Origin of the sequence: Rhodobacter capsulatus (genome assembly GCF_052363175.1) — a bacterium.
Classification (GTDB): Bacteria; Pseudomonadota; Alphaproteobacteria; order Rhodobacterales; family Rhodobacteraceae; genus Rhodobacter; species Rhodobacter capsulatus_D.
Window position 1 is genome coordinate 307,261 of record NZ_CP198946.1, and the last position, 26,312, is coordinate 333,572.

Sequence of the window (26,312 nt, forward strand, 5' to 3'; positions counted from 1 at the left end):
AGGACATGTCGAGGATCGCGCTGGTCGACGACGATCGCAACATTCTGACATCGGTCTCGATGACGCTCGAGGCCGAGGGCTACGAGGTCGAGACCTACAACGACGGTCAGGCGGCATTGGATGCGTTCAGCAAGCGCCTGCCCGACATGGCCGTGCTCGACATCAAGATGCCGCGGATGGACGGGATGGAACTGTTGCAACGCCTGCGGCAGAAGACGACGATGCCGGTGATCTTCCTGACCTCGAAAGATGACGAGATCGACGAAGTTCTGGGCCTGCGCATGGGGGCGGACGATTACGTCAAGAAACCCTTCAGCCAGCGGCTTCTGGTCGAACGCATCCGCGCGCTTTTGCGCCGTCAGGAGGCGATCTCGACCGGCGAGGTGCCGGTGGCCGAAGACACCAAGGTGATCGTGCGTGGCTCGCTCTCGATGGACCCGCTGCGCCATTCGGTGACCTGGAAGGGGCGCGAGGTGACGCTGACGGTGACCGAATTCCTGCTGCTTCAGGCGCTGGCGATCCGGCCTGGTTTCGTGAAAAGCCGCGATCAGCTGATGGACGTGGCCTATGACGATCAGGTCTATGTCGACGACCGCACCATCGACAGCCACATCAAGCGGTTGCGCAAGAAAATGCGCACGGTGGATGACGATTTCTCGGCGATCGAGACGCTTTACGGCATCGGCTATCGCTACAACGAAGAATGACGATTGCCGGATTTCTTTCAGCGGGGCGGAGGCGTGTGAACAAGGCCACCAAATCCGAGACCGATGTGGTTCTGGGCGAGGACTGGGTCGGGCCCAAGGGCGCGATCGATGAGGATCTGGCCAAGGGTCGCAGCCGACGCCGCTTCATCTCGCTGAACAACTCGCCGCTGGCGCGCAAGATCATCACCTTCAACCTGCTCGCCATGCTCGTGATGGTCGCTGGGGTGTTGTATCTCAACCCGTTCCGCGACAGCCTGGTCTTTCAACGCGAAAGCGCCATCGTCAGCGAGGCGGAGCTGATCGCCGATGTCTTCGAGGCGCGGATGCCCTCGGCCGCGCCGGTCAATCTGGCGGCGGGCGACGGCATCGATGTCGTCGAAGTGATGCGCGGGATCGAGCTGCCCGAGGGCGCGACGATCTATGTCTTTGACGCGGCGGGCAATCTGCTGGCCGATTCCGCTGCGGTCGGCACCGCGCCGCGCGAACATGTCGAGGGGCTCGGCATCGATACCCGCTCGACAGTGATCACCGATCTGCTGAATTCTGCCTGGGATTGGCTGACCCATATCGCGCGCCGCAGTCAGGACGGGGCGGCCCCGGTCGATACCCGTGCCATCGCCGAGGCGCTGGTGCCGCAGGTCTCCGCCGAACAGACGGTGATGTCGACACGGCGCAATGCCTCGGGGGCGACAATCTTTTCCGTGGCGACCGGGCTTTATCAGGGCGACAAGCGCGTTGGTATCGTGGCGATGACCTCGGCCGCGGGCGAGATCGACAAGCTGGTGCGGGTCGAACGCGAACAGGTCCTGCAGATGTTCGTCATCGCGATCATCGTCTCGATCGGCCTGTCGCTGGTGCTGGCCTCGACCATCGCCAATCCGCTGGCGGATCTGGCCGCCGCCGCCGAGATCGGGCGCGATCGCCATTCGCGCAAGATGACGCCCGGGCGGATCCGCATTCCCGACCTGACGGCACGTCCCGACGAGATCGGGCGGCTCTCCGGTGCGTTGCGCGGCATGGTGGCCGCGCTTTACGACCGTATCGATGCGAACGAACAATTCGCCGCCGATGTCGCGCATGAGATCAAGAACCCGCTGGCCTCGCTGCGTTCGGCCGTTGCGTCTATGCATGTGGTCAAGCGCGATGAACAGCGCATCCGTTTGCTGGAAGTGATCGACCATGACGTGAAGCGGCTCGACCGGCTGGTGAGCGACATTTCGAACGCCTCGCGGCTCGACAGCGATCTGGTGAAGGAAGAGGAAGAATCCTTCGATCTGCTGAAGATGGTGGGCAATCTGGGCGAATATCTGGGCAAGGAAGCGGCGGCGAAGGGGGTCGAGTTCATCACCGATCTGCCGCACGAGCCGATCGAGATCACCGGCTTGGAAGAGCGGCTGGCGCAGGTCTTCGTCAACCTGATCTCCAATGCGATCAGCTTCTGCGAAGAGGGCGATGCGGTCCGGGTCTGGGCGCGCAAGCGTGAAAATCGCGTGCTGGTCGTGGTCGAGGATACCGGCCCCGGCATCCCCGAACAGGCGCTGACCAAGGTCTTCAAGCGGTTCTACTCGCAACGGCCCGAGGGGCAGTTCGGCGATCACTCCGGCCTTGGGCTGGCGATCTCGAAACAGATCGTCGAGGCGCATGGCGGCGTGATCTGGGCCGAGAACATCCGCCCCACCGATGCCGACATCACTTCGGAACCGCTTGGCGCCCGGTTCGTCGTCGGCTTGCCGGTCTGAGCCTTGGACGGGCCGCTGCATGCCACGGCGGTCGCGCTGACCCCGGAGGCGGGGGCGCTGATCCTCGGTCCCTCCGGCTCCGGCAAGTCGAGCCTTGCGCTGCGGTTGATGGCTTTCGGCGCGCAGTTGGTGGCCGATGACCGGGTGATCTTGTCGGTCGAAGACGGTGCGTTGATCGCGCGCTGTCCGCCGCCCATCGTCGGTTTGATCGAGGCGCGCGGCGCCGGCATCCTGCGGGCCGCACCAATCGCGCAGGCGCGGATCGTTCTGGCGATCGACATGGGGCAGGATGAAACCGAAAGACTGCCGCAATCACGCGAGATTGCCTTCCTTGGCGTCACCCTGCCCCTTGTGCTGCGCCTGCAACATGGTCATCTTGAGGCGGTGGTCCTGCAATGGCTGAAGGCCGGGAGAGCGATGTGAACGAGCGCGCGGCAGCGGAGACGACGAACCGTCTGGTTCTTGTCACCGGCCCCTCCGGGGCGGGGCGCACCACCGCCATCGCCGCGCTCGAAGACATGGGCTACGAGGCGATCAACAACCTGCCGCTGTCTTTGGTGCCGCGACTGATCGACGGCCCGCTGCCCCGGCCGATGGCGCTTGGTATCGATGTGCGCAACCGCGATTTCTCGGTTGCGGCGATGATCGAGCTGATCGACTGGCTGACCCGCGAGCCGGGGCTGCTGCTCGAGGTGCTCTATCTTGATGCCACGCCCGAGGCGCTGATCCGCCGCTATTCCGAAACCCGGCGCCGTCATCCGCTGGCGCCCGAGGCGCAACCGGTCTCCGGCATCGATCAGGAAATCGACATGCTGGCGCCGATCCGGGTCCGGGCGGATGTGCTGATCGACAGCTCGAACATGAGCCCGCATGACCTGCGTGCCGAGGTCCTGCGCTGGTTCGACATGGGGCAGATTTCCCGGCTGGCGGTGTCCTTGCACAGTTTCAGCTACAAGCGCGGCGTTCCGCGCGGTCTCGACATGATGTTCGATTGCCGGTTTCTGGCGAATCCCCATTGGGTCGCGGCGCTGCGCCCGCTTACCGGGCTCGATCCGGCGGTGGCGGCGCATGTGCAGGCCGATGCCCGCTATCAACCCTTCATTCAGAAGGTGTGTGATCTACTTCTGTTTCAACTTCCGGCCCATATCGACGAGGGCAAGGCCCATCTGGCTGTGGGCTTCGGATGTACCGGCGGGCAACACAGATCGGTTGCCGTAACGGAAGCGGTCGCCAAGGCCCTTGCGCAGGCGAACTGGCAAGTGTCTAAACGGCACAGGGAGCTTGAACGGCGGGCACAGGCCATGCCCACAGGGAAAGAGGCAGAGGGCGCGTGATCGGAATCGTGATCGTGGCACATGGGGGTTTGGCGCGGGAATATCTCGCGGCGGTCGAACATGTGGTCGGCCCTCAGGAAGGCATCCGTGCCATCACCATAGAAGACGACCATGACAGGGCTGCGAAACAGGCCGAGATTCGGGCTGCGGCCGATGCGGTCGACAGTGGCGATGGCGTTGTCGTCGTCACCGACATGTTTGGCGGCTCGCCCTCGAACCTGAGCCTGATGGCCTGCGAGGCTGGCGGGCGCGAGATCATCTATGGTGCCAATCTTCCCTTGCTGATAAAGCTCGCCAAATCGCGTTCTTTGGGCGTGCATGCGGCGGTGGAAGCCTCGCTCGACGCCGGTCGCAAATATATCAATTGCTATTCGACGGGCGGAGCCTCGGCCAAGTGAGTGTCAGCAAGGTCTTGAAGATCGTGAACGAAAAGGGCCTGCATGCGCGGGCCTCGGCGCGGTTCGTGGAAGTGGTCGAGGCGTATGACGCACGGGCCGAGGTCGAAAAGGACGGGATGAAGGTCTCGGGCGATTCGATCATGGGGCTGCTGATGCTGGCCGCCTCGCGCGGGACGACGATCGAAGTCACGACTTTCGGCACCGAAGCTGACCGGCTGTCGGCGGCGCTCGAAGCGCTGGTTGCCGACCGCTTCGGCGAAGAGATGTAAGCCGCAAGGCAAGGGGAATGCGTCGTGGACGACATGCAACCAGGCGACCTGATGCAGGTCGAGCAAAAGCCTTATGACATCAAGCGACTTTCCTATGCGGGCACGTTCACCAATCCGTGGAAGGCGAACACGATCCGCACGATCGAATGGCTGACGGCGAAATGGACGCTGCTGCGGCTGATCCGCAAGTTCGAACGCCGCGGCGCTCCGGTCGGGCAACCGTTCTGGCCGCAGGCGCTGGAGATCATGGGGATCGACGTGAAGACCCCACCCGAGCAGATCGCCCGCATTCCCGCGACCGGGCCGCTTGTTGTCGTCGCAAACCATCCGCACGGGCTCGTTGACGGCATGGTTCTGGCCTGGCTGGTCGGTCAGGTGCGCACGGATTACAAGATCCTGACCCGTTCGCTCTTGACGGGAATTCCCGAAATCGAGGAATTCATGCTGCCGGTGCCCTTCCCGCATGAACCGAATGCGCAGGAAGAAAGCCTGAAGATGCGGGCGGAATGCATGGCGCAGCTGAAGCGCGGCGGGGTGATCGTGCTCTTCCCGGCTGGTGCCGTTGCGCATTCCCAGACCTACTTCGGCCCGGCGATCGAGGGGGAATGGAACCCCTTCACCGCAAAGATGCTGGCGCGCTCGGGTGCCTCGGTGCTGCCGATCTACTTCCCCGGCAAGAACTCCCGCGCCTATCAGATCGCCAACAAGCTTGGGGCGACGCTGCGGCAGGGGATGCTGCTGCATGAAATCAAGCGCGCGCTTTTCAAGCCGCAATCGCCGGTGATCGGTCATCCGAAAACCGCCACTGAGATGGCCGAGGCGCTGAAACATCCGCGCCAGTTCCTCGCCGATCTGCGCGCCGAGACGCTTGCGCTGAAAAACTGAAAAGGGCCCCGAAAGGCCCCCTTTATCTTGCCGAAAATATCCCGGGGTGCGGGGCAGAGCCCCGCTCCGCCGCAGATCTCAGCGCGTCGGCACCGGCGTCTCGCCGCGGTAGTCGTAAAACCCCCGCCCGGTCTTGCGCCCCAGCCACCCGGCCTCGACATATTTCGTAAGCAGCGGGCAGGGCCGGTATTTCGTATCCGCCAGCCCGTCATAAAGCACGTTCATGATCGCCAGACAGGTGTCGAGCCCGATGAAATCCGCCAGTTCCAGCGGCCCCATCGGATGGTTGGCGCCGAGCTTCATCGCCATGTCGATCGACTGCACGTTGCCGACGCCTTCGTAAAGCGTATAGACCGCCTCGTTGATCATCGGGATCAGGATGCGGTTGACGATGAAGGCCGGGAAATCCTCGGCCGAGGCGGGGGTCTTGCCCAGCCGCTCGATCACGCCCAGAAGCGTGCGATAGGTTTCCTCGCCCGTCGCGATGCCGCGGATCAGCTCGACAAGCTGCATCACCGGCACCGGGTTCATGAAATGCACGCCGATGAATTTCTCTGGCCGATCCGTGCGCGAGGCAAGCCGGGTGATCGAGATCGACGAGGTGTTGGTGGCCAGAATCGTTTCCGGCTTCAGATGCGGCAGCAGACTGTCGAAGATCGCCTGCTTGACCGGCTCGCGTTCCGTCGCGGCTTCGATGATCAGATCGGTCTGGCCCAGATCGGCAATCGTCAGCGTCGTGCGGATGCGCCCCAGCGCCGCGTCGCGATCCTCGTGCGAGATCTTGCCCCGGTGCACCTGCCGGTCGAGGTTCTTTCCGATCGTCCCCATCGCCCGTTCAAGGCTGTCGGGGGCGACGTCGTTGAGCAGCACATCATAGCCCGAAAGGGCAAAGACATGGGCAATGCCGTTGCCCATCTGTCCGGCGCCCACGACACCCACGGTCAAGATCGTCATTTCGTTTCCTTCTTTCGGATTTGACCAAGTCTAAGCCCGGCGCTGCATCGCGGCAAGGGGGCGCCGCCATCGCCGCAAAATAGCCAGATTGTGTCAATTTTCTCTTTAGGTTTTTGGCAAGGCTTTCCGGTCAATTCTTCCTGTGGGTGAGTCGAAATCTACAAGGTGGGATGAATGGCCTTTGAATACACGGGCAGTGGTGCCCTTGACTATTTTCCATGCCGATATGGCAAGTCGAAGCTTCTGTTCCGGGGACCGCGCCGCGATCTGACGAAACCCTTCGTCGCAGCGATGGGCGGCAGTGAAACCTATGGCAAGTTCGTGGCCGAACCCTGGCCGGTGCTGCTTGAGGATCGTCTTGATTTCCCGGTGGTGAACTTCGGCTATCTGAACGCGGGCATCGATGTCTTTTACAGCGAGCCGCAATTGCCCGAGGCGACGAAATCGACCTCGCTCTCGATCATCCAGCTGCTTGGTGCGCCGAACATGTCGAACCGCTTCTACGCCGTGCATCCGCGGCGCAATGACCGGTTCCTGCGCGCCTCGAACCTCATGCGGGCCGTGTTCAACGATGTGGACTTTACCGAGTTCAACTTTACCCGGCACATGCTCAGCACCCTGCAGGCCTATGCGCCGGATCGCTACGAGACGCTGGTGGCGGAGTTGCGCACGGCTTGGGTCGCGCGGATGAAGGGTCTGCTGGAGCGGGTGACCGGGCCGAAGCTGCTTTTGTGGTTGGGGGATTACCGCGACCCGCTGACGGTCGACTCGCTGGGGGCCGAGCCGCTCCTGATCACGCAGGCGATGGTCGACGAGATCACGCCGCTGGCGCAGGGGCTGGTCAAGGTGCAGCCCTCGGTGACGGCGCGCTCGACCGGTACGGTGGGGATGCATTTCGGTCCGATGGAGGAACCGGCGGCGATGACGATGCCGGGCCCGCTCGTGCATCAGGAGATTGCCGAAGCGCTGATTCCCGTGGTGCGGAAGTTCCTGTAACCCCGCAAGAATCGCAAAGGAAAAGCCCCGCCACTGGCGGGGCTTTCTGTTGCAGGTCGCTCGGATCAGAGCTTGTCGGCCAGTTCCGGCACGGCGGTGAAGAGATCGGCAACGAGACCGTAATCGGCGACCTGGAAGATCGGCGCCTCTTCGTCCTTGTTGATCGCGACGATGATTTTCGAGTCCTTCATCCCCGCAAGATGCTGGATCGCGCCCGAGATGCCGACGGCCACGTAAAGCTCCGGCGCGACGACCTTGCCGGTCTGACCGACCTGCCAGTCGTTCGGCGCAAAGCCGGAGTCGACGGCGGCGCGCGAGGCACCGACGGCGGCGCCGAACTTGTCGGCCAGCTTCTCGATCAGCGCGAAGTCGGCTTGCGAGCCCACGCCACGGCCGCCCGAGACGACGATCTTCGCCGAGGTCAGTTCGGGGCGATCCGACGCCGCGACCTTGTCTTCGACCCAGGACGACAGACCCGCGGCGGTTTCGCCCGAGATCGTCTCGACCGCGGCCGAACCGCTGGCGCCGACGGCGCCGAAGGTGGCGGTGCGGACGGTGAAGACCTTGACCTTGTCGGCCGACTTCACGGTCTGGATCGCGTTGCCCGCATAGATCGGACGCTCGAAGGTGTCGGCGTCGATCACGGCGGTGATGTCGGTGATCATCATCACGTCCAAAAGCGCGGCGACGCGCGGCAGCACGTTCTTCGCCGCGGCGGTCGAGGCGGCGGCAACGTGGCTGTAGCCCGAGGCGAGACCGACGATCAGCGCGGCGGTGGCTTCGGCCATGCCATGGCTGTAGTCATTGGCGCCCGCAAACAGCACTTTCGACACGCCGTCCAGCTTCGCGGCCTCGGCGGCGGCAGCTTCGCCGCCTTGACCGGCGACCAGCACATGGACCTCGCCCAGCGATTTCACGGCCGAAAGGGTTTTCGCAACGGAATCGGTGGCCAGTTGGCCGCCATTCACGTCAGCAAGCAGAAGAACAGCCATCAGATCACCCCCGCGTCCTTGAGTTTGCCGATCAGCTCGTCGACCGAGCCGACCTTGATGCCGACGGCGCGGCCAGCCGGTTCGGTGGTCTTCACCACGGTCAGGCGCGGCGTGACATCGACGCCGTAATCGGCGGCGGTCTTCTCGACCAGTTCTTTCTTCTTCGCCTTCATGATGTTCGGCAGCGAGGCATAGCGCGGCTCGTTCAGGCGCAGGTCGGCAGTGACCACGGCCGGAAGCTTGACCGAAATCGTCTGCAGACCGCCGTCGACTTCGCGCGTCACCTTGGCCTTGTCGCCCGCGATTTCCACCGACGAGGCGAAGGCCGCTTGCGACCAGCCGAGCAGCGCCGCAACCATCTGACCGGTCGCGTTCATGTCGTTGTCGATCGCCTGCTTGCCGGTGATGATCAGGCCGGGCTGCTCTTCGGCGGCCACTTTCGCGATGATCTTCGCCACGGCGAGCGGCTCGATGTCGGTATGCACGTCATCGGCAGCCACGACGAGGATGGCGCGGTCCGCCCCCATCGCCAGCGCCGTGCGAAGGGTTTCCTGGGCCTGTTTCACGCCCACGGACACGACGACGATCTCGGTCGCGACGCCCTTTTCCTTCAGCCGGATCGCCTCTTCGACGGCGATCTCGTCGAAGGGGTTCATCGACATTTTCACGTTCGCAAGATCGACCCCGCTGCCATCCGCCTTCACACGGACTTTCACGTTGTAGTCGATCACGCGCTTCACAGGCACGAGGACCTTCATCGGCGGTGTCTCCCTAGGTTTCGAAGGCGCCCCCGGGGGGGCGGATTCTTGCATCGGAAATTTTGTTACAATGCGACCGCAGCAAAAGACAGATGAAAAACGACGCCGGATGGTGTCGCTACGTCACGTCGCGAAGACAGTTGGGCGAAATCGACTCAGGCCTTGGAAAACATCCAGTCCTGAAGCCGCAGCGGCAATATCCGTCGCGCGATGGCGGCCAGCCAGGTCGCCTTGGTCACATAGTAATGCGATTTTGGTTTCGGGTCGGTCAGGGCACGCAGGATCTGGTCGGTCACCGCCGAACAGGGCAGCTCGAACGTGTCGGGTTTGCCCGAGGGGGTATAGAGGCGCTTGAGCAGCGAGGTCTCATATTGTTCGCGCCGGGCCGAGGCTTTCCAGTCGATCCATTTCTCGAAATGCGGGATCGAATTGACCCGGATCTTAGTCGGGATCGGGCCGGGGTTCAGCGTGATGATGTGAATCCCGGTGTCGCGCATCTCGCGGCGCAGCACGTCGGTCAGACCCTCGAGGGCGAATTTCGTCGCCACATAGGCGCCGCGCCAGCGGATGCCGACCAGCCCCAGCACCGAGGAACATTGGATGATCCGGCCCTCGCCATTCTCGCCGTAAGCCCGCATCACCTTGATCGCGCGGATGGTCAGATCGTGCAGGCCGAACAGGTTGGTTTCGAAGATCTCGCGCAAAGCGCCCGGGGGCAGATCCTCGGCGGCGCCGGGGCAGCCATAGGCGGCATTGTTGTAAAGCGCGTCAAGCCGCCCGTTCGCCCGCGCCAAAGCCTCGTTGAAACCGGCCTCGATCGAGGCGGGATCGGAGAGATCGAGCGGAAAGGAGATCAGCCCCTCGGCGCGCAGCCGGGCACAGTCTTCCTCGCGCCGACAGGTGGCCAGCACCTTCCAGCCCGCCTTTTGCAGCCCATGCGCCGCGTCATGACCGATGCCCGAAGAGCAGCCGGTGATCAGGATCGTCTTCGCCATCGTCATCCCCCGTGTTTCGTTCCAGATAGGCGAAGCCCGGTCACGCGACAACGGCTTTGACCGGTGTTTCTGCTGGACCGGGGGCCGGTCCCGAATTACACCGCGACCATGAGCAGCGACGACGAAACCCCGAATTCCGCAACCCATGCCGAACCGCTTTCGCGGGCGATCGGCGAGCGTTACCTGACCTATGCGCTCTCGACGATCATGCACCGGGCGCTGCCCGATGCGCGCGACGGGCTGAAGCCGGTGCACCGGCGCATCCTTTATGCGATGCGGGAGTTGAAGCTGACCTCGACCGGCGGCTTCCGGAAATCGGCGAAGATTTCGGGCGACGTGATGGGGAACTATCACCCGCATGGCGATGCCGCGATCTATGATGCGATGGCGCGGCTCGCGCAGGATTTCGCCATGCGCTACCCGCTGGTGGACGGGCAGGGGAACTACGGCAACATCGATGGCGACGGCCCGGCGGCAAGCCGCTATACCGAGGCGCGTCTTGCCTCGCCCGCCGAGGCGCTGCTCGAAGGGCTGGCCGAGGATTCGGTCGATTTCCGCCCGAACTATGACGGCACGCTGACCGAACCTGTCGTGCTGCCCGCGGCCTTCCCGAACCTTTTGGCGAATGGTGCCTCGGGCATCGCCGTCGGCATGGCGACGAACGTGCCGCCGCATAACCTGGATGAGCTGGTCGATGGCTGCCTTGCGATGATCGCCGAACCCGAGATCGACGATGCGCGGCTTGTGGATCTGATTCCCGGGCCGGATTTTCCGACCGGCGGCGTGATTGTTGAGCCGAAGGCGAATATTCTTGAAGCCTACCGCACCGGGCGCGGGGCGTTTCGGCTGCGGGCGCGCTGGGCGCTCGAGGATCTGGGGCGGGGGCAATGGCAGATCGTCGTCACCGAAATCCCCTATCAGGTGCAGAAGGCGAAGCTGATCGAGCGGCTAGCCGAGCTGATCGAGACGAAGAAGGTGCCCGCGCTGGCCGATGTGCGCGATGAAAGCGCCGAGGATGTGCGGATCGTGCTGGAGCCCCGCGCGCGGACGGTCGAACCGGCGCAGCTGATGGGGATGCTGTTTCGCAACTCCGAGCTTGAGGTGCGGTTCAGCCTGAACATGAACGTGCTGATCGATGGCCGGGTGCCCAAGGTCTGCTCGTTGAAAGAGGTGCTGCGGGCGTTTCTGGATCACCGCCGCGAGGTTCTGTGTCGGCGGTCCCGGCACCGGCTGGAAAAGATCGCGAACCGGCTCGAAGTGCTTGAAGGCTATATCATTGCCTTTTTGAATCTGGATCGGGTGATCGAGATCATCCGCACCGAGGATGACCCGAAAGCCGCCCTGATGGCCGAGAACTGGGCGGTCGAGGCGGGCGCGGTGGTACATCTGAGTGATGTGCAGGCCGAGGCAATCCTGAACATGCGGCTGCGCAGCTTGCGGCGGCTGGAAGAGATGGAACTGCGCGCCGAGCGGGAGGATCTGCTCAAGGAACGCGACGGGCTGGAGGCGCTGCTGGCGTCCGAGGTCGCGCAATGGGCGCAGATCTCGACCGAGCTTGAGGATCTGCGCAAGACCTGGGGCAAGGCGACGACGGTCGGCGCGCGGCGGACCGATTTCGCCGAAGCGGGCGAAGTCGAGGAAGTGCCGATCGAGGCGATGATCGAGCGCGAGCCGATCACGATGATCCTGTCGAAGATGGGCTGGGTCCGGGCGATGAAGGGGCACCAGCCGCTCGATGCCGAGGTGAAGTTCAAGGACGGCGACGGCATGGCCTTTGCGCTGCATGCCGAGACGACGGACCGGATCGTGCTGATGGGCTCGAACGGGCGGGCCTGGACGCTTCTGGGCGCGAACCTGCCCGGCGGGCGCGGCATGGGCGAGCCGGTGCGGCTGATGCTGGAGATGCCGAACGAAGTCGAAGTGACCCATGTTCTGGTGCCGAAACCGGGCGAGAAATATCTGCTGGCTTCGTCTGAAGGGGATGGGTTCATCGTTCCGGCCGAGGAGCTGATCGCCTCGACCCGCACCGGCAAGCAGGTCTTGAACATGAGCGACGGCGTGCGCACGCGGGTGTGCCGGCTGGCCTCGGGCGATGCGGTGGCCTGTGTCGGCGAGAACCGCAAGCTCTTGGTCTTCCCGCTGGAGGAGCTGCCGGAGATGGCGCGCGGCAAGGGCGTGCGGCTGCAGAAGTTCAAGGATGGGGGGCTGTCCGATGCGATCACCTTCCGTCTGGCGGAGGGGCTGAGCTGGAAGGATCCGGCCGGGCGGACGCGGACCGAGGCGGATCTGTCGGAATGGCTGGGCAAACGGGCGAGTGCCGGGCGGATGGCGCCGCGCGGATTCCCGCGCGACAACCGGTTCCCGTGACCGGGGGCTGGCGGTTCCCCTGAGGGGTTTCGGGCGCTGCCGCGCCCGACCCGCGCGGGGGCTCCGCCCCCGCACCCCCGGGCGTATTTTGCCAAGGAAAAGCAAGGAGCGGCCCGGACGTGTCGTTTCGGGGACGGGCTTTGGCGCGGCAAGCGGCCTTGCGCGAACCGGGCTTGATTTTTCCCCGTTTCGGCAATAGGGAACGCGCCATATTCAATGGGCCGACGGCGGCCCCCGAACCAGAGGCGCCCGAAATGGCAAAGGCAAAGTTTGAACGGAACAAGCCGCACGTGAACATCGGCACGATCGGCCACGTGGACCACGGCAAGACGACGCTGACGGCGGCGATCACGAAGTACTACGGCGAATTCCGCGCCTACGACCAGATCGACGGTGCGCCGGAAGAGCGCGCGCGCGGGATCACGATCTCGACTGCGCACGTGGAATACGAAACCCCGAACCGTCACTACGCGCACGTCGACTGCCCCGGCCACGCCGACTACGTGAAGAACATGATCACGGGCGCTGCGCAGATGGACGGCGCGATCCTCGTGGTGGCCGCTTCGGACGGCCCGATGCCGCAAACGCGCGAGCACATCCTGCTCGGCCGTCAGGTGGGCATCCCCTACATGGTCGTCTACATGAACAAGGTTGACCTTGTTGACGACGAAGAGCTGCTCGAGCTCGTGGAAATGGAAGTCCGCGAACTGCTGTCGTCGTACGAATACCCCGGCGACGACATTCCGATCATCAAGGGCTCGGCCCACCAGGCGATGATCGGCGAGAGCAAGGAAATCGGTGAAGATTCGATCCACGCCCTGATGAAGGCCGTCGACGAATACATCCCGACCCCGGCGCGTGCGGTTGACCAGCCGTTCCTGATGCCGATCGAAGACGTGTTCTCGATCTCGGGCCGCGGCACGGTTGTGACCGGCCGTGTGGAACGCGGTGTGATCAACGTGGGCGACGAACTTGAAATCGTCGGCATCCGCGACACCAAGAAGTCGGTCTGCACCGGCGTCGAGATGTTCCGCAAGCTGCTGGATCGCGGCGAAGCGGGCGACAACATCGGCGCTCTGCTGCGCGGCATCGACCGTGACGGCGTGGAGCGTGGTCAGGTTCTGTGCAAGCCGGGTTCGGTGAAGCCGCACACGAACTTCGAAGCCGAAGCCTACATCCTGACGAAGGAAGAAGGCGGCCGTCACACGCCGTTCTTTGCGAACTACCGTCCGCAATTCTACTTCCGCACGACGGACGTGACCGGGACCGTGAAGCTGCCGGAAGGCACGGAAATGGTGATGCCGGGCGACAACCTGAAGTTCGAAGTCGAACTGATCGCCCCGATCGCGATGGAAGAGAAACTGCGCTTCGCCATCCGCGAAGGCGGCCGCACCGTCGGCGCCGGCGTCGTCTCGAAAATCATCAAGTGATGATCCCGAGACGCGCCAATCAGGCGGTGTCGAAAATCATCAAGTAATTTTCCCGCAAGGGAAAATCGGAAGGCCGCCCAAACCGGGCGGCCTTTTGCATGTTGAGGGGCAGGCTGCGGCATCACTGTCGCGACTTCGTGCAAATCGCTCTTGATTTCCCCCGCGTGGTGCCTTAGCACGCGCTCAGGCCTAGGAGTTTAGCTCAGTTGGTAGAGCATCGGTCTCCAAAACCGAGGGTCGTGGGTTCGAGTCCCCCAACTCCTGCCATCCCATCTTTCCAGAAATGATCGGATGATACGGGCGCTTCGGCGCCTTTTCCGGTCTTTCCGGCAGGCCGCGGTGCCGCACAGCATCGCGCTTGAAATCCGCCGCATCTGCGCGTATCTCGGCGCGGTCGCATGAGAGGAAGCAGCATGGCAAACCCGATCCAGTTCCTGAGCCAGGTGCGCTCGGAAGTTGGCAAGATCACGTGGCCGACCCGGCGTGAAACCGTTCTGACCACCGTCATGGTGCTGGTCATGGCGATGCTGACGGCGATCTTCTTTTCCTTCGTGGATTGGGTGATCGGCTTCGGCGTCACCGCAATGTTCATGTGAGACGCATGGAAGCCCTTGAAATACGGGGCGACCGAGGCTAAACGGGCACGACACTCAAGGACCGGCGTGCATCGATTCGAATGATGCGCGCCGTTCTTCGTTGAGAGAGCAACGGCATGACCGTTGAATCGACAAATTTTCGGCGCTCGCCGCCGGGGGGAAAGAGGCAGGTTGATGGCGAAGCGGTGGTATTCGGTTTCCGTTCTCTCGAACTTCGAGAAGAAGGTCGCCGAGCAGATCAAACAGGCCGTGATCGACAAGGGCCTGGGTGACGAGATCGAGGAAGTTCTTGTCCCCACCGAAGAAGTGATCGAAATCCGCCGCGGCAAGAAAGTCACGTCGGAGCGTCGCTTCATGCCCGGCTATGTGCTGGTGCGCATGGACATGACCGATCGCGGCTATCACGCGATCACCTCGATCAACCGCGTCACCGGCTTCCTGGGTCCGCAGGGCAAGCCGACGCCGATGCGTGACAGCGAGGTCAACACGATCCTGAACCGTCAGGGCCCGACCGGCGAAGTCGTCGCGCCGCGCAACCTGATTCGCTTCGAGATCGGCGAGAATGTTTCCGTGACCGACGGCCCGTTCGAGGGCTTCTCGGGCATGGTCGAGGAAGTGGACGACGTCGCGGGCCGCCTGAAGGTCACGGTGTCGATCTTTGGCCTGCCGACGCCGGTCGAGCTGGAATTCACTCAGGTGTCGAAAACCGCCTGAGTTGATGCGTGGGAGGCGGGTGACCGCCCGACCACTAAACTTCGCCTCATGGTGGGGCGGCAGTGAAAAGGAGAAGGCCACATGGCCAAGAAAGTCATCGGGCAGCTGAAGCTGCAAGTGAAGGCGGGGCAAGCCAACCCCTCCCCGCCGATCGGTCCGGCGCTGGGTCAGCGCGGGATCAACATCATGGAATTCTGCAAGGCGTTCAACGCCCGCACGCAGGAAATGGAACTCGGTTCGCCGGTCCCGTGCCTGATCACCTACTACGCCGACAAGTCGTTCACCTTCGAAACGAAAACCTCGCCGGCGTCGTTCATGCTGAAGAAGGCCGCTGGCCTGAAGCCGGTGGGCAAGCGCAACCGTCCGAAAGGGTCGGTCAAGCCGGGCCACGTGGTTGCGGGCACCGTGACCGCCGCTCAGGTGAAGGCGATCGCCGAAGCCAAGATGAAAGACCTGAACGCCAACGACATTCAGGGCGCCATCAACATCATCCTCGGCTCGGCGAAGTCGGTCGGCATCGAAGTCAAGGGGTAAGCAATGGCCAAGATCGGTAAACGTTCGGCCGCTGCGCGGACCGCTTTCGAAGGCAAGGCCAACCTCTCGGTTGAAGATGCTGTCAAGCTGATCAAGTCGGCGGCTTCGGCCAAGTTCGACGAAACGCTTGAAATCGCGATGAACCTGGGCGTCGACCCGCGTCACGCCGACCAGATGGTCCGTGGCGTGGTGCAACTGCCGCACGGCACCGGCAAGACCGTCCGGGTGGCCGTCTTCGCCCGTGGCGCCAAGGCTGACGAGGCGAAAGCCGCCGGGGCCGACATCGTCGGTGCGGAAGACCTGATGGAAACCATCCAGCAGGGCAAGATCGAGTTCGATCGCTGCATCGCCACCCCGGACATGATGCCGCTTGTCGGCCGTCTGGGCAAGATCCTCGGGCCGCGCAACCTGATGCCGAACCCGAAAGTCGGCACCGTGACGATGGACGTGAAGAACGCCATCGAAGCGGCCAAGGGCGGCGAAGTGCAGTTCAAGGTCGAAAAGGCTGGCGTGATTCACGGCGGCATCGGCAAGGTCTCGTTCACCGAAGACAAGCTCGCGGACAACGTCCGTGCCTTCGTCGACGCGGTGTCGAAAGCCAAGCCGTCGGGCGCCAAGGGCACCTACCTGAAAAAGGTGTCGCTGTCCTCGACCATGGGCCCGGGCGTGACGGTCGATCTGACCTCGGCCACCGCCCACTGAAGAATTTGCCGGGAAACCGGCGAATGACGGGGCGGTGACGCCCCGTCCTGTCCGAGACGGAGGGTGGGGGTTTCCCCCATAAGTCCTTCCTGAGATGGGGAACGAGAATTTCCGGGGCTGCTGCCTCGGGCGATCTCTCGGGAACCGATCGGACCCGACCTGCGGGCAGTCTGCTCGTGGGAAACAGAGCCGGGGGGAAACCCCCACACTTGGAGTGTAACCGTGGATAGAGCCCAAAAAGAGAAAGTGGTCGAGGAACTCGGCCAAATCTTCGAAAGCTCTGGCGTCGTGGTGGTTGCCCGCTACGAAGGCATGACGGTTGCTCAGATGCAGGACCTGCGCGCGAAAATGCGTGACGTGGGTGGGTCCGTTCGCGTTGCCAAGAACACGCTCGCCAAGATCGCCCTGGAAGGCAAGCCCTGCGAGAGCATGGCCAAACTTCTGACGGGGATGACCGTTCTTGCCTATTCCGAAGACCCGGTGGCTGCTGCCAAGGTCGCGGACGCTTACGCCAAGACGAACGACAAGTTCGACATTCTTGGTGGTGCGATGGGCAAGGACGCTCTGGACAAGGCCGGTGTCAAAGCCGTCGCCGCCATGCCGTCGCGCGAAGAGCTTATCGCTCAAATCGCGTCGTGCATCGGGGCGCCTGCTTCGAGCATCGCCGGTGCCATTGGCGCGCCTGCTTCCAACATCGCGGGCATCCTCAAGACTCTTGAGGAGCGGGAAGCCGCCTGACGCAACAATCTGCCTTCGTCGGGAAATCTCGACGTCGGATCAACCCTATATCAGAATGGAACGGAAAAATGGCCGATCTTAAAGCCCTTGCCGAGCAAATCGTCAACCTGACGCTGCTGCAAGCTCAAGAACTGAAAACCATCCTCAAAGACGACTACGGCATCGAGCCGGCCGCCGGTGGCGCCGTCGTCATGGCTGGCCCGGCTGCTGGCCCGGCTGAAGCCGCGGAAGAAAAAACCGAGTTCGACGTCGTCCTCGTGGACGCCGGTGCGAACAAGATCAACGTGATCAAAGAAGTCCGCGCCATCACCGGCCTGGGCCTGAAAGAAGCCAAAGACCTCGTCGAGGCTGGCGGCAAAGTCAAAGAAGCTGCGGCCAAAGCCGAAGCCGAAGAGATCAAGAAAAAGCTCGAAGCGGCTGGCGCCAAAGTCGAGCTCAAGTAATCGGGCAGGGTGCTCACGCATCCGACCAGATAACTTCAGGCTGGGTTCGGGGTTTCCCCGAGCCCAGCCATGCCCGTCTCGGCAAGGGGTTTTGCGAAACCCTTTTCCAAGGCAGGGTCGGTTCGGGAGCCTTCCGGTGGGACGGAAGGCAGGTATGGAACCGCCTCCCATTCGCAAGCGGCGTGCATCGGGCCCCGACGATGCACACCCGCGAAGAGACGAAAGGTCACGACGAGCATGGCTCAAGCTTACGTTGGTCAGAAGCGTATCCGCCGCTACTACGGCAAAATCCGCGAAGTTCTGGAAATGCCGAACCTGATCGAGGTTCAGAAGGCCTCCTACGATCTGTTCCTGCGCTCGGGCGATGCCGACAAGCCGCTGGACGGCGAGGGCATTCAGGGCGTCTTCCAGTCGGTGTTCCCGATCAAGGACTTCAATGACAACGCGATCCTCGAATTCGTGAAATACGAGCTCGAGAAGCCGAAATACGACGTCGACGAATGCATGAGCCGCGACCTGACCTATTCGGCGCCGCTCAAGGTGACGCTGCGTCTGATCGTGTTCGATGTCGACGAAACCACCGGGGCGCGGTCGGTCAAGGACATCAAGGAACAGGACGTCTACATGGGCGACATGCCCCTGATGACGCCGAACGGCACCTTCATCGTCAACGGCACGGAACGCGTGATCGTTTCGCAGATGCACCGTTCGCCCGGTGTGTTCTTCGACCATGACCGCGGCAAGACCCATTCCTCGGGCAAGCTTCTGTTCGCCTGCCGGATCATTCCCTATCGCGGCTCGTGGCTCGATTTCGAATTCGACGCCAAGGACCTCGTGTTCGCGCGCATCGACCGTCGCCGCAAACTGCCGGTGACGACGCTGCTGTATGCGCTCGGCCTCGATCAGGAAGGCATCATGGATGCCTATTACAACACCGTCACCTTCCGCGCCGAGGGCAAACGCGGCTGGGTGTCGAAGTTCTTCCCCGAGCGCGTGCGCGGCACCCGTCCGACCTATGATCTGATCGACGCCGGTTCGGGCGAAGTGATCCTGAAGGCGGGCGAAAAGGTCACGCCGCGGATGGTGAAGAAGTGGCTCGACGAAGCCAAGGTGACCGAGCTTCTGCTGCCGTTCGACCACATCCTCGGCCGCTACTGCGCCAAGGACATCATCAACGAGCGCACCGGCTACATCTACATCGAAGCGGGCGACGAGCTGACGGCCGAATATGACCGCGACGGCCAGCTGGTCGGCGGTTCGGTGAAGACGCTTCTGGACAACGGTATCACCGAGATCCCCTGCCTCGACATCGACAACATCAACGTCGGTCCCTACATCCGCAACACGATGGCGGCAGACAAGAACATGGGCCGCGACGGCGCGCTCATGGACATCTACCGCGTCATGCGTCCGGGTGAGCCGCCGACCGTCGAAGCCGCATCGTCGATGTTCGACACGCTGTTCTTCGATTCGGAACGCTATGACCTCTCGGCCGTCGGCCGGGTGAAGATGAACATGCGTCTCGACCTCGATGCGCCGGACACCCAGCGCACCCTGCGCCGCGCCGACATCATCGCCTGCATCAAGGGCCTGGTCGAGCTGCGCGACGGCAAGGGCGAGATCGACGACATCGACCACCTTGGCAACCGCCGCGTGCGCTCGGTCGGCGAGCTGATGGAAAACCAGTATCGCGTCGGCCTGCTGCGCATGGAACGCGCGATCAAGGAACGCATGTCCTCGGTCGAGATCGACACGGTCATGCCGCAAGATCTGATCAACGCGAAACCGGCCGCGGCCGCGGTGCGCGAATTCTTCGGTTCCTCGCAGCTCAGCCAGTTCATGGACCAAACCAACCCGCTTTCGGAAGTCACGCACAAGCGTCGTCTTTCGGCGCTCGGGCCGGGCGGTCTGACCCGCGAACGCGCGGGCTTCGAGGTGCGCGACGTTCACCCGACCCACTACGGCCGGATGTGCCCGATTGAAACGCCCGAAGGTCAGAACATCGGTCTGATCAACTCGCTGGCGACCTTTGCCCGCGTGAACAAGTATGGCTTCATCGAGACCCCCTATCGCCGCGTGCGCGAAGGTCAGGTGACCGACGAAGTCGTCTACATGTCGGCGACGGAAGAGATGCGCCACACCATCGCGCAGGCGAACGCCACGCTCGATGAGAACGGCAAGTTCGTGAACGATCTGGTCTCGACCCGTCAGGCTGGCGAATTCATGCTCAACCCGGTCGATGCGGTGGACCTGATCGACGTGTCGCCGAAACAGCTGGTTTCGGTCGCTGCGGCGCTCATCCCCTTCCTTGAAAACGACGACGCCAACCGCGCCCTCATGGGCTCGAACATGCAACGTCAGGCGGTTCCGCTGCTGCGCAACGAAGCTCCCTTCGTCGGCACCGGCATGGAAGCGACCGTGGCGCGGGATTCGGGCGCTGCGATCATGGCCCGCCGTGGCGGGATCGTGGATCAGGTCGATGCCTCGCGTATCGTTATCCGGGCGAACGAAGACATCGGCATGGGCGACGCGGGCGTCGACATCTATCGTCTGCGCAAGTTCAAGCGTTCGAACCAGTCCTCGACGATCAACCAGCGTCCGATCGTCAAGGTGGGCGACATCGTGTCCAAGGGGCAGGTTGTGGCTGACGGTCCCTCGACCGATCAGGGCGAACTGGCGCTTGGCCGGAACGTGGTCGTCGCCTTCATGCCCTGGAACGGCTACAACTACGAAGACAGTATCCTGATTTCGGAACGCATCCACCGCGATGACGTGTTCACCTCGATTCACATCGAGGAATACGAAGTTGCGGCGCGCGACACGAAACTCGGGCCGGAAGAGATCACCCGCGACATCCCGAACGTCGGCGAGGAAGCCCTGCGCAACCTCGACGAAGCGGGCATCGTCTACATCGGCGCCGAAGTCGGCCCGGGCGATATCCTCGTGGGCAAGATCACGCCGAAGGGCGAAAGCCCGATGACGCCGGAAGAAAAGCTTCTGCGCGCCATCTTCGGGGAAAAGGCGTCCGACGTCCGCGATACCTCGCTGCGTCTGCCGCCCGGCGCCTATGGCACGATCGTCGAGGTTCGCGTCTTCAACCGTCATGGTGTCGACAAGGACGAGCGCGCGCTGCAGATCGAGCGTGAGGAAATCGAACGTCTCGCCCGCGACCGCGACGACGAGATGGCGATTTTGGAACGCAACATCTACGCGCGTCTGAAAACGCTGATCCTTGGCAAGGTGACGGTCAAAGGGCCGAAGAACACCTCGATCAAGGCCGGTTCGGAAATCACCGAAGAACTGCTTGCCTCGCTGTCGCGTGGCCAGTGGTGGCAGCTCGCCCTTGAAAACGAATCCGATGCGAAGGAAGTGGAAGCGCTGAACGACCAGTTCGACGCGCAGAAACGTGCCCTCGAGCATCGCTTCGATGACAAGGTGGAGAAAGTCCGTCAGGGCGACGATCTGCCTCCGGGTGTGATGAAGATGGTCAAGGTCTTCGTCGCCGTGAAGCGCAAGCTGCAAGCGGGCGACAAGATGGCCGGTCGTCACGGCAACAAGGGCGTGGTGTCGAAGGTCGTTCCGATCGAAGACATGCCGTTCCTCGCCGATGGCACCCCGGTCGACCTCGTGCTGAACCCGCTCGGCGTGCCGTCGCGGATGAACGTCGGTCAGATCCTTGAAACCCACATGGGTTGGGCAAGCCGTGGTCTGGGCATCCGTATCGACGAGGCGCTGAAAGCCTATCGTCGCAACGGCGACCTGACCCCGGTGCGCGAGGAAATGCGCCACGGCTACGGTGACGAGACCTACGAGGACGTCTTTGCCGAGATGGAAAACGAACGCTTCGTCGAATGCGCCGAACAGGTGCGCGGCGGCGTTCCGATCGCCACCCCGGTCTTCGACGGTGCCAAGGAAGCCGACGTGAACGATGCGCTGATGCGCGCGGGCTTCAACAAGTCGGGCCAATCGATCGTCTTCGACGGCCGTACCGGCGAGCAATTCGCCCGTCCGGTCACCGTGGGCGTGAAGTACTTCCTCAAGCTGCACCACCTCGTCGACGACAAGATGCACGCCCGTTCGACCGGGCCGTACTCGCTCGTCACCCAGCAGCCGCTGGGCGGCAAGGCGCAGTTCGGTGGTCAGCGTCTCGGGGAGATGGAGGTCTGGGCTCTGGAAGCTTACGGCGCCGCCTACACCCTGCAGGAAATGCTGACGGTGAAGTCGGACGACGTCGCGGGCCGGACCAAGGTCTACGAGAGCATCGTCAAGGGCGAGGACAACTTCGAGGCCGGCGTGCCCGAGTCGTTCAACGTGCTCGTCAAGGAAGTGCGGGGCCTCGGCCTCAACATGGAACTCCTGGATTCGGAGGAAGAGTGAGCGCTTCGGCGCTCACCACCCCCCTCTGACCTCACTCAAGGAAAGATCTGATGAACCAGGAAATCACCAACAACAATCCGTTCAACCCGCTGGCGCAGCCGAAGGCCTTTGACGAGATCAAGATCTCGCTCGCGAGCCCTGAACGGATCCTTTCGTGGTCCTATGGCGAGATCAAGAAGCCCGAGACCATCAACTACCGGACCTTCAAGCCCGAGCGCGACGGCCTGTTCTGCGCCCGTATCTTCGGGCCGATCAAGGATTACGAGTGCCTGTGCGGCAAGTACAAGCGGATGAAATATCGCGGCGTCGTCTGCGAGAAATGCGGCGTTGAAGTCACGCTGCAAAAAGTCCGCCGCGAGCGCATGGGCCATATCGAGCTGGCCTCGCCCGTCGCGCACATCTGGTTCCTGAAATCGCTGCCCTCGCGCATCGGCCTGATGCTCGACATGACGCTGCGGGATCTGGAACGCATCCTTTATTTCGAAAACTACGTCGTGATCGAACCCGGTCTGACGGAGCTTTCCTATGGTCAGCTGCTGACCGAGGACGAATATCTGGATGCGCAGGACCAGTTCGGTGCCGATGCCTTCACGGCGAACATCGGGGCGGAAGCGATCCGCGAGATGCTCTCGGCGATCGACCTTGAAGCGACCGCGGAACAGCTGCGCGAAGAGCTGAAGGAAGCCACGGGCGAGCTGAAGCCGAAGAAGATCATCAAGCGTCTGAAGATCGTCGAAAGCTTCCTCGAATCGCAAAACCGTCCCGAGTGGATGATCCTGACGGTGCTGCCGGTGATCCCGCCGGAACTGCGCCCGCTGGTTCCGCTCGATGGCGGCCGCTTCGCGACCTCGGACCTGAACGACCTCTATCGTCGCGTCATCAACCGCAACAACCGTCTGAAGCGCCTGATCGAACTTCGTGCGCCCGATATCATCGTGCGCAACGAAAAGCGGATGCTGCAGGAAGCTGTTGACGCCCTCTTTGACAACGGCCGTCGCGGCCGCGTCATCACCGGCACCAACAAGCGCCCGCTGAAATCGCTCTCGGACATGCTCAAGGGCAAGCAGGGCCGGTTCCGTCAGAACCTGCTCGGCAAGCGCGTCGACTTCTCGGGCCGGTCTGTCATCGTGACCGGGCCGGAACTCAAGCTGCACCAGTGCGGCCTGCCGAAGAAGATGGCGCTCGAACTGTTCAAGCCCTTCATCTACTCGCGCCTTGAAGCCAAGGGCCTGTCGAGCACGGTGAAACAGGCAAAGAAACTGGTCGAGAAAGAGCGTCCCGAGGTTTGGGATATCCTCGACGAGGTGATCCGCGAGCACCCGGTGCTGCTGAACCGCGCGCCGACGCTGCACCGTCTGGGCATCCAGGCGTTCGAACCGACGCTGATCGAAGGCAAGGCGATCCAGCTGCACCCGCTCGTCTGCTCGGCGTTCAACGCCGACTTCGACGGTGACCAGATGGCCGTGCACGTTCCGCTGTCGCTCGAAGCGCAGCTGGAAGCGCGCGTGCTGATGATGTCGACGAACAACGTGCTGTCGCCCGCAAACGGCAGTCCGATCATCGTTCCGTCGCAGGACATGATCCTTGGCCTCTATTACACCACGATGGAGCGCAAGGGCATGGTCGGCGAAGGCATGGTCTTCGCCTCGGTCGAGGAAGTCGAACATGCGCTGAACGCGGGCGCCGTGCACCTGCACGCCAAGATCAAGGCGCGCGTCAAGCAGATCGACGAAGAGGGCAACGAAGTCTGGAAGCGCTACGACACCACGCCGGGTCGGGTGCGTCTGGGCAACCTGCTTCCGCTGAACGCGAAAGCGCCCTATGACCTCGTCAACCGCCCGCTGCGGAAGAAAGACGTGCAGAACGTCATCGACACCGTCTACCGCTACTGCGGTCAGAAAGAATCGGTGATCTTCTGTGACCAGATCATGGGTCTGGGCTTCCGCGAAGCCTTCAAGGCCGGGATTTCCTTCGGCAAGGACGACATGCTCATTCCGGAACGGAAATGGGAAATCGTCGATGCCGTGCGCGATCAGGTCAAGGAATTCGAACAGCAATACATGGACGGTCTGATCACCCAGGGTGAGAAGTACAACAAGGTCGTCGATGCCTGGTCGAAATGCTCGGATGCCGTCGCGGCCGAGATGATGAAGGAAATTTCCGCCGTTCGCGTCGATGATGCGGGCGCCGAGAAAGAGCCGAACTCGGTCTACATGATGTCCCACTCCGGGGCGCGGGGTTCGCCGGCGCAGATGAAGCAGCTGGGCGGGATGCGCGGTCTGATGGCCAAGCCTTCGGGCGAGATCATCGAGACGCCGATCATCTCGAACTTCAAGGAAGGCCTGACCGTGCTCGAGTACTTCAACTCGACCCATGGCGCCCGGAAGGGTCTGGCCGACACCGCTCTGAAGACGGCGAACTCGGGCTATCTGACCCGTCGTCTGGTGGACGTGGCGCAGGACTGCATCGTGCGCTCGCACGATTGCGGCACCGAACGCGCGATCACCGCTTCGGCGGCCGTGAACGATGGCGAAGTCGTCGCGCCGCTCAGCGAACGTGTGCTGGGCCGTGTGGCTGCCGATGACGTTCTGGTTCCGGGCACCGACGAGGTGCTGGTGCGCAAGAACGAGCTGATCGACGAACGCAAGGCCGACCTGATCGAGCAAAATGCGATCCAGTCGATCCGCATCCGTTCGGCGCTGACCTGCGAGGCCGAAGAGGGCGTTTGCGCGCTCTGCTACGGTCGCGATCTGGCGCGCGGCACGCTGGTGAACCAGGGCGAAGCGGTGGGTATCATCGCGGCGCAGTCGATCGGGGAACCGGGCACGCAGCTGACGATGCGGACCTTCCACATCGGCGGTATCGCGCAGGGCGGTCAGCAGTCGTTCCTTGAAGCCTCGCAAGAGGGCAAGATCGAGTTCCGCAACGCCAACCTGCTCATCAACGACGCGGGCGAGCAGATCGTCATGGGCCGCAACATGCAGCTGGCGATCGTCTCGGATCAGGGCGAGGAACGCGCGAGCCACAAGCTCAGCTACGGTTCGAAGATATTCGTCAAGGATGGCGACACGGTGAAACGTGGCACCAAACTGTTCGAATGGGACCCCTATACCCTGCCGATCATCGCCGAAAAGGCCGGTGTGGCGAAATTCGTCGACCTGATCTCGGGCATTGCGGTGCGCGAAGAGACCGACGAAGCCACCGGCATGACGCAGAAGATCGTGACCGACTGGCGCTCGGCGCCGAAGGGCAACGATCTGAAGCCGGAAATCATCATCGTCAACGCGGACGGCGAGCCGGTCCGCAACGATGCGGGCAACCCGGTGACCTATCCGATGTCGGTCGACGCGATTCTGTCGATCGAAGACGGTCAGGACGTGAAGGCCGGTGACGTGGTGGCGCGGATCCCGCGCGAAGGTGCGAAGACCAAGGACATCACCGGGGGTCTTCCCCGCGTGGCGGAACTGTTCGAAGCCCGTCGCCCGAAAGATCACGCGATCATCGCTGAACTCGACGGCTATGTGCGCTTCGGCAAGGACTACAAGAACAAGCGCCGCATCACCATCGAGCCGTCGCAAGACGGGCTGGAGCCGGTCGAATACATGGTGCCGAAAGGCAAGCACATCCCGGTGCAGGAAGGCGACTTCGTGCAGAAGGGTGACTACATCATGGACGGCAACCCGGCGCCGCATGACATCCTGCGCATCATGGGGATCGAGGCCTTGGCCGACTACCTCATCGACGAAGTGCAGGACGTCTATCGACTGCAGGGCGTGAAGATCAACGACAAGCACATCGAGGTGATCGTGCGGCAGATGCTGCAGAAGATCGAGATCCTCGACAGTGGCGACACCACGCTTCTCAAGGGCGAGAACATCGACAAGTCGGAGTTCGACGAAGAGAATGCGAAGGTCGAAGCCCGTGGCGGCCGTCCGGCGACGGGCGAGCCGGTGCTGCTCGGGATCACCAAGGCCTCGCTGCAGACGCGGTCCTTCATCTCGGCGGCCTCGTTCCAGGAAACGACCCGCGTGCTCACCGAAGCCTCGGTGCAGGGCAAGCGCGACAAGCTTGTCGGCCTGAAGGAAAACGTGATCGTCGGCCGTCTGATCCCGGCTGGCACGGGTGGCGCCACCACCCGCGTGCGCAAGATCGCGGCCGAGCGCGACAGCAAGGTCATCGAGGCCCGCCGCGCCGAGGCTATCGATGCCGCCGCGCTGGCGGCGCCGATCGATACGGCCTATGGCGACGACGACTTCGGCCCGGTGGAAACCCCGGAAAGCCGCGAGTGATCGTCTGATATGATGAAAGCCCCCGCGCAGTCCGCTGCGCGGGGGTTTTCTTTTGCCTTGACCCCCGGGACCGAAGTGGAAATCCTGCCCCCGTC

22 protein-coding genes and 1 tRNA gene are annotated in these 26,312 nt (G+C 62.9%); 19 read left to right on the forward strand and 4 right to left on the reverse strand.

The window, feature by feature from the left end:
* Positions 1-5: 5 nt before the first annotated feature.
* The 7 genes from ACTTAI_RS02225 to ACTTAI_RS02255 are packed head-to-tail and all read left to right on the forward strand — an operon-like array spanning position 6 to position 5,332.
* On the forward strand, positions 6-707 hold the full coding sequence (locus ACTTAI_RS02225; protein ID WP_136907654.1) for a response regulator transcription factor: 702 nt from the start codon (positions 6-8) through the stop codon (positions 705-707).
* Complete coding sequence (locus ACTTAI_RS02230) at positions 704-2,446, forward strand: stimulus-sensing domain-containing protein (protein WP_444453963.1); 1,743 nt, start codon at positions 704-706, stop codon at positions 2,444-2,446. Before ACTTAI_RS02225 ends, ACTTAI_RS02230 begins: the two co-directional genes overlap by 4 nt.
* 3 nt (positions 2,447-2,449) lie before the next feature.
* Positions 2,450-2,869, forward strand: a complete 420-nt coding sequence (locus ACTTAI_RS02235; protein ID WP_444453964.1) for an HPr kinase/phosphorylase — start codon at positions 2,450-2,452, stop codon at positions 2,867-2,869.
* Positions 2,842-3,780 (forward strand): RNase adapter RapZ, encoded by a 939-nt coding sequence (gene rapZ / locus ACTTAI_RS02240; RefSeq protein WP_444453965.1) that lies wholly within the window; start codon positions 2,842-2,844, stop codon positions 3,778-3,780. Before ACTTAI_RS02235 ends, rapZ begins: the two co-directional genes overlap by 28 nt.
* Positions 3,777-4,178 carry a PTS sugar transporter subunit IIA gene (locus ACTTAI_RS02245; protein WP_444453967.1) on the forward strand — a complete coding sequence of 134 codons (402 nt, stop codon included), beginning with the start codon at positions 3,777-3,779 and terminating at the stop codon, positions 4,176-4,178. Before rapZ ends, ACTTAI_RS02245 begins: the two co-directional genes overlap by 4 nt.
* On the forward strand, positions 4,175-4,447 hold the full coding sequence (locus ACTTAI_RS02250) for an HPr family phosphocarrier protein (protein WP_444453969.1): 273 nt from the start codon (positions 4,175-4,177) through the stop codon (positions 4,445-4,447). The genes ACTTAI_RS02245 and ACTTAI_RS02250 overlap by 4 nt, the downstream gene beginning before the upstream one ends.
* Positions 4,448-4,480: 33 nt before the next feature.
* Complete coding sequence (locus ACTTAI_RS02255) at positions 4,481-5,332, forward strand: lysophospholipid acyltransferase family protein (protein WP_444455687.1); 852 nt, start codon at positions 4,481-4,483, stop codon at positions 5,330-5,332.
* Positions 5,333-5,410: 78 nt separating this feature from the next.
* Here ACTTAI_RS02255 and ACTTAI_RS02260 read toward each other — a convergent pair whose 3' ends face one another.
* Entirely contained in the window at positions 5,411-6,286 is an 876-nt protein-coding gene (locus ACTTAI_RS02260) for a 3-hydroxybutyryl-CoA dehydrogenase (RefSeq protein WP_444453970.1), read from the reverse strand.
* A gap of 174 nt (positions 6,287-6,460) precedes the next feature.
* Here ACTTAI_RS02260 and ACTTAI_RS02265 point away from each other — a divergent pair, with 174 nt between their 5' ends.
* Positions 6,461-7,282: a DUF6473 family protein gene (locus ACTTAI_RS02265; protein WP_444453972.1), complete on the forward strand. Its 822-nt coding sequence runs from the start codon at positions 6,461-6,463 to the stop codon at positions 7,280-7,282.
* Positions 7,283-7,347: 65 nt separating this feature from the next.
* Here ACTTAI_RS02265 and ACTTAI_RS02270 read toward each other — a convergent pair whose 3' ends face one another.
* The 3 genes from ACTTAI_RS02270 to ACTTAI_RS02280 form a co-directional block, all read right to left on the reverse strand.
* The gene (locus tag ACTTAI_RS02270; RefSeq protein ID WP_444453974.1) at positions 7,348-8,274 is read right to left on the reverse strand and encodes an electron transfer flavoprotein subunit alpha/FixB family protein; all 927 of its coding nucleotides are present in this window, start codon (positions 8,272-8,274) and stop codon (positions 7,348-7,350) included.
* Positions 8,274-9,032 carry an electron transfer flavoprotein subunit beta/FixA family protein gene (locus ACTTAI_RS02275; protein ID WP_444453976.1) on the reverse strand — a complete coding sequence of 253 codons (759 nt, stop codon included), beginning with the start codon at positions 9,030-9,032 and terminating at the stop codon, positions 8,274-8,276. Before ACTTAI_RS02275 ends, ACTTAI_RS02270 begins: the two co-directional genes overlap by 1 nt.
* Before the next feature lie 155 nt (positions 9,033-9,187).
* Entirely contained in the window at positions 9,188-10,027 is an 840-nt protein-coding gene (locus tag ACTTAI_RS02280; protein ID WP_444453977.1) for an SDR family NAD(P)-dependent oxidoreductase, read from the reverse strand.
* A 108-nt stretch (positions 10,028-10,135) separates the two neighbouring features.
* Between ACTTAI_RS02280 and parC the strand changes: the two genes are divergently transcribed.
* From parC to rpoC, 11 genes are all read left to right on the forward strand, one after another.
* The gene (parC, locus tag ACTTAI_RS02285; RefSeq protein WP_444453979.1) at positions 10,136-12,394 is read left to right on the forward strand and encodes a DNA topoisomerase IV subunit A; all 2,259 of its coding nucleotides are present in this window, start codon (positions 10,136-10,138) and stop codon (positions 12,392-12,394) included.
* A gap of 254 nt (positions 12,395-12,648) precedes the next feature.
* A complete protein-coding gene (gene tuf, locus ACTTAI_RS02290; RefSeq protein ID WP_013065894.1) occupies positions 12,649-13,824 on the forward strand; it encodes an elongation factor Tu in 1,176 nt (391 codons plus the stop codon).
* Positions 13,825-14,015: 191 nt separating this feature from the next.
* A tRNA-Trp gene (locus ACTTAI_RS02295) sits at positions 14,016-14,091 on the forward strand.
* A 146-nt stretch (positions 14,092-14,237) separates the two neighbouring features.
* Complete coding sequence (secE, locus tag ACTTAI_RS02300; RefSeq protein WP_110804762.1) at positions 14,238-14,420, forward strand: preprotein translocase subunit SecE; 183 nt, start codon at positions 14,238-14,240, stop codon at positions 14,418-14,420.
* A gap of 174 nt (positions 14,421-14,594) precedes the next feature.
* Entirely contained in the window at positions 14,595-15,134 is a 540-nt protein-coding gene (gene nusG / locus ACTTAI_RS02305; RefSeq protein WP_444453981.1) for a transcription termination/antitermination protein NusG, read from the forward strand.
* 81 nt (positions 15,135-15,215) lie between these two features.
* Positions 15,216-15,668, forward strand: a complete 453-nt coding sequence (gene rplK, locus ACTTAI_RS02310; protein WP_444453983.1) for a 50S ribosomal protein L11 — start codon at positions 15,216-15,218, stop codon at positions 15,666-15,668.
* A gap of 3 nt (positions 15,669-15,671) precedes the next feature.
* Positions 15,672-16,370, forward strand: a complete 699-nt coding sequence (gene rplA, locus ACTTAI_RS02315) for a 50S ribosomal protein L1 (protein WP_444453984.1) — start codon at positions 15,672-15,674, stop codon at positions 16,368-16,370.
* Between the two features lie 222 nt (positions 16,371-16,592).
* On the forward strand, positions 16,593-17,108 hold the full coding sequence (gene rplJ / locus ACTTAI_RS02320; RefSeq protein WP_444453985.1) for a 50S ribosomal protein L10: 516 nt from the start codon (positions 16,593-16,595) through the stop codon (positions 17,106-17,108).
* A gap of 68 nt (positions 17,109-17,176) precedes the next feature.
* On the forward strand, positions 17,177-17,551 hold the full coding sequence (gene rplL / locus ACTTAI_RS02325) for a 50S ribosomal protein L7/L12 (protein ID WP_444453986.1): 375 nt from the start codon (positions 17,177-17,179) through the stop codon (positions 17,549-17,551).
* 237 nt (positions 17,552-17,788) lie between these two features.
* Complete coding sequence (gene rpoB / locus ACTTAI_RS02330; protein ID WP_444453988.1) at positions 17,789-21,928, forward strand: DNA-directed RNA polymerase subunit beta; 4,140 nt, start codon at positions 17,789-17,791, stop codon at positions 21,926-21,928.
* Positions 21,929-21,978: 50 nt separating this feature from the next.
* Complete coding sequence (gene rpoC / locus ACTTAI_RS02335) at positions 21,979-26,217, forward strand: DNA-directed RNA polymerase subunit beta' (protein ID WP_444453989.1); 4,239 nt, start codon at positions 21,979-21,981, stop codon at positions 26,215-26,217.
* Positions 26,218-26,312: the final 95 nt, after the last annotated feature.

Excerpts from the sequence above, each read along its gene's own strand:
- ACTTAI_RS02225 (WP_136907654.1), top strand. The coding sequence starts at position 6 with ATGTCGAGGATCGCGCTGGTCGACGACGATCGCAACATTCTGACATCG.
- ACTTAI_RS02230 (WP_444453963.1), top strand. The coding sequence starts at position 704 with ATGACGATTGCCGGATTTCTTTCAGCGGGGCGGAGGCGTGTGAACAAG.
- rapZ (WP_444453965.1), top strand. The coding sequence starts at position 2,842 with ATGGCTGAAGGCCGGGAGAGCGATGTGAACGAGCGCGCGGCAGCGGAG.
- ACTTAI_RS02255 (WP_444455687.1), top strand. The coding sequence starts at position 4,481 with ATGCAACCAGGCGACCTGATGCAGGTCGAGCAAAAGCCTTATGACATC.
- ACTTAI_RS02260 (WP_444453970.1), bottom strand. The coding sequence starts at position 6,286 with ATGACGATCTTGACCGTGGGTGTCGTGGGCGCCGGACAGATGGGCAAC.
- ACTTAI_RS02265 (WP_444453972.1), top strand. The coding sequence starts at position 6,461 with ATGGCCTTTGAATACACGGGCAGTGGTGCCCTTGACTATTTTCCATGC.
- ACTTAI_RS02270 (WP_444453974.1), bottom strand. The coding sequence starts at position 8,274 with ATGGCTGTTCTTCTGCTTGCTGACGTGAATGGCGGCCAACTGGCCACC.
- ACTTAI_RS02275 (WP_444453976.1), bottom strand. The coding sequence starts at position 9,032 with ATGAAGGTCCTCGTGCCTGTGAAGCGCGTGATCGACTACAACGTGAAA.
- ACTTAI_RS02280 (WP_444453977.1), bottom strand. The coding sequence starts at position 10,027 with ATGGCGAAGACGATCCTGATCACCGGCTGCTCTTCGGGCATCGGTCAT.
- parC (WP_444453979.1), top strand. The coding sequence starts at position 10,136 with ATGAGCAGCGACGACGAAACCCCGAATTCCGCAACCCATGCCGAACCG.
- tuf (WP_013065894.1), top strand. The coding sequence starts at position 12,649 with ATGGCAAAGGCAAAGTTTGAACGGAACAAGCCGCACGTGAACATCGGC.
- secE (WP_110804762.1), top strand. The coding sequence starts at position 14,238 with ATGGCAAACCCGATCCAGTTCCTGAGCCAGGTGCGCTCGGAAGTTGGC.
- nusG (WP_444453981.1), top strand. The coding sequence starts at position 14,595 with ATGGCGAAGCGGTGGTATTCGGTTTCCGTTCTCTCGAACTTCGAGAAG.
- rplK (WP_444453983.1), top strand. The coding sequence starts at position 15,216 with ATGGCCAAGAAAGTCATCGGGCAGCTGAAGCTGCAAGTGAAGGCGGGG.
- rplA (WP_444453984.1), top strand. The coding sequence starts at position 15,672 with ATGGCCAAGATCGGTAAACGTTCGGCCGCTGCGCGGACCGCTTTCGAA.
- rplL (WP_444453986.1), top strand. The coding sequence starts at position 17,177 with ATGGCCGATCTTAAAGCCCTTGCCGAGCAAATCGTCAACCTGACGCTG.
- rpoB (WP_444453988.1), top strand. The coding sequence starts at position 17,789 with ATGGCTCAAGCTTACGTTGGTCAGAAGCGTATCCGCCGCTACTACGGC.
- rpoC (WP_444453989.1), top strand. The coding sequence starts at position 21,979 with ATGAACCAGGAAATCACCAACAACAATCCGTTCAACCCGCTGGCGCAG.